This is a genomic window from Cellvibrio sp. (assembly GCF_053579595.1).
On the sequence record NZ_JBRFPI010000175.1, the window covers coordinates 1 to 2,588 of the forward strand.

Consider the following 2,588-nt stretch of genomic DNA (forward strand, 5'->3'; position numbering starts at 1 on the left):
GAAAAAGTATTGTTGGTTCAGGGCACCGCGTTTAACTGGCCGAACCGCGATCACTTCCGCATTGTGTTTTTACCCCGTGAAGATGATTTGACCAAAGCAATTCATCGCTTCGGTAATTTCTTATCCCGTTACTCGCAATAATTTTTTCATCACTTCAAAAAACACACATAAAAAAACCAGCCTTGCGCTGGTTTTTTTTAAGTTCAGGCAGCTGATGGAGGAACTCGGTACACCAAGAGCTTTAGTTGCTGCTCAGGGTCTATATCGGGGAAATCTGCATGCGGTTTTACCCGTTCGATAAATTCCGCTTGCGGACACTGCTCAACAAACTGCTGCTTTAAAAAGCCTTCACTCAATTCCGGTGCATTTAAACAGGCCAGCACCAACCCACCTGCGGGCATCAATTCCGGCAAACGACGAATAACTTTTGCGTAATCTTTTTCCGCGATAAAACTGCCTTTTTGGTAAGACGGCGGATCGATAATCACCAGATCATAGGGGCCGGGCCTTTTAACACGACTCCAGGATTTCAGGATATTCTCAGCAACAAATTCACTTTTACTTTTCGCAAGATTGTTGAGCTGATGGTTGGCACGACCTAGATTCAAGGCGGCACTACTCATATCTACGTTAACGACTTTCTCTGCACCAGCGGTGATAGCAACAACCGAAAAAGCACAGGTATACGCAAATAAATTCAGTACCCGCTTACCTGCTGCATACTGCTCCACCCACTGCCTGCCCGATTCCATATCCAAAAAGAAACCGGAGTTTTGCTGCTGCGCAAGATGCAAGTTAAACAGTGAATTCCCACGACGCGCATAAATCGACTCAGGCAATTCACCCCAGACAATTTCACTCGGTGCATTAGGCATATAGCGGCGCTGTACCACTAACACCAAATTAGATGATGCAAACAAAGGATGAATTTGTGCAATCAACTCATCTAACCAATGTGCTGGCGGTTCAAAAAAAAGTGTTATTAAAATAACGGGCTGAAAAAAATCAACTGTCACAAATTCCAAACCAGCAAATGTGCGGCCTCGACCATGAAATACACGGTAACTATCAATTTCAGCTTGTGTGCAAATTTTTTCAGCGAGCAAGGCAAGGCGTTCAACAATAATCTGCATTAATGTTCGCCTTCTGCGGAATAACCTACGGGATACATAATGGTCTCGCGATACCCGACAATCACCGGGCGATAACCGCCAAACGCGACATCCAATTCGGGGTCATTGGTATCCACCAATAGTGGACGGCCATTAAGCGCCAGGATTTTTCCGCGCGCGGCAATAATATGAATATTATCTTTGCCAATGCGACGCAAAATCGCTGGAGTAAATTGCTGATTGCCACGACCAAGAATATGACCTTGGCCACCAATCGCAGTGATGATCATTTTTACTGGACCAGAGAACTGATCGAGCTGGGTAATAATTTGGGCAGCGCTAACATCTGTGGCGATTAATTCATTATTCAACAATAAATCCACACCCAATAAGCTACCATCAACACCAAGCTCTTGTAAAAAAAGATGTGTCGTTGAACCTGGGCCGACCAAATACAGTGTATCGGGTTGCAACTGCTCTATCATTCCTTGGGCAACATCCAGTTGCGCCAATTCATCGCGCTCGGTACCGGCATTTTTGACTTGCTGTAGAAATTGCGAATCTTCCGGCACTAATAAAGTGCCGTAAAAACGTGCACGCACCTGACCATTGCGAAACGCGTCTTCATCAATATCTTTCACATCGCGCTCAACAATATTAACCAGTGTTCCGGTTAACAATTGCTTGAGGATTTCACCTGCTGCTTCAGGTGCATTGGCGTAAACACCGGAATGCATTTTCACACCACAGGGAACTCCCAGCACCGGCTGTGATGTACCCACCACATCGGCAATTAATCGCGCAGTGCCATCGCCACCGGCAAATAAAATCAAATCAACATGTTGTTGCATAAGTACCCTAGCTGCAGCGCAAGTATCTTGCGCACTGCTAGGCTCCTGTTGCGCGGCACCGACAATGTGGACAGTAAAACCAGGTGCGCGGGCGCTGCTTTCCCCCATATCGCCAGCAAAACAAAAAATCTCTATTTGCTCAAGAAAATTGGCAACCACCTGCAGTGCGCGATCCATACGCTGCAATGCACGCTGTTCAGCACCGCGCGCAATGGCTTCAGTGCGAATCGCATCGCCATCGGAACCTTTTAAGCCGACACTGCCGCCCAAGCCAGCATAGGGATTAATAATTAAACCGAGTTTAAACACAGTGGAATCCTAATACCTGCAACCATTTTTTATCGGTATCAGTGATGCTTTCCAAATGCACTTGGTAATTATGAAATTCACGGCGCACCGGATAGTGTTTGCGCAAGCTATCAAAACCTTCTCCAAAAACCACGTCACCTGCAAATGCCTGCGTAGCAAGTGCACGCAAACGCGCATCGTCTGCGGATATATCGTAGACCTGCTTGATAAGTGCTTTGACGATGTTAAAAACACTAGTGTGTTGATCGATTTTTCCATCAACGCGCAGTTGATTATTCGCTAATGGGGGCACCAATGCAGCAAGTGACGATTGCGG

At 46.3% G+C, this 2,588-nt stretch carries 3 protein-coding genes and 1 pseudogene; 1 reads left to right on the forward strand and 3 read right to left on the reverse strand.

Translation table 11 applies throughout. The features are described 5' to 3' along the window. Positions 1-141, forward strand: a pseudogene (locus ACWA6V_RS11925) (aminotransferase); the annotation flags it as partial. Positions 142-203: 62 nt separating this feature from the next. Here ACWA6V_RS11925 and ACWA6V_RS11930 read toward each other — a convergent pair. The 3 genes from ACWA6V_RS11930 to ACWA6V_RS11940 form a co-directional block, all read right to left on the reverse strand. Continuing rightward, positions 204-1,133: a class I SAM-dependent methyltransferase gene (locus ACWA6V_RS11930; RefSeq protein ID WP_449522696.1), complete on the reverse strand. Its 930-nt coding sequence runs from the start codon at positions 1,131-1,133 to the stop codon at positions 204-206. Next, positions 1,133-2,272 (reverse strand): ATP-NAD kinase family protein, encoded by a 1,140-nt coding sequence (locus ACWA6V_RS11935; RefSeq protein ID WP_449522697.1) that lies wholly within the window; start codon positions 2,270-2,272, stop codon positions 1,133-1,135. Before ACWA6V_RS11935 ends, ACWA6V_RS11930 begins: the two co-directional genes overlap by 1 nt. Continuing rightward, positions 2,265-2,588 (reverse strand): DUF3410 domain-containing protein (locus tag ACWA6V_RS11940; RefSeq protein ID WP_449522698.1); only part of this gene is annotated, 324 nt, incomplete at its 5' end. The genes ACWA6V_RS11940 and ACWA6V_RS11935, both read right to left, overlap by 8 nt.

Bases quoted from the DNA above. Each gene is read 5' to 3' on its own strand.
- ACWA6V_RS11930 (WP_449522696.1), bottom strand. From the start codon at position 1,133: ATGCAGATTATTGTTGAACGCCTTGCCTTGCTCGCTGAAAAAATTTGC.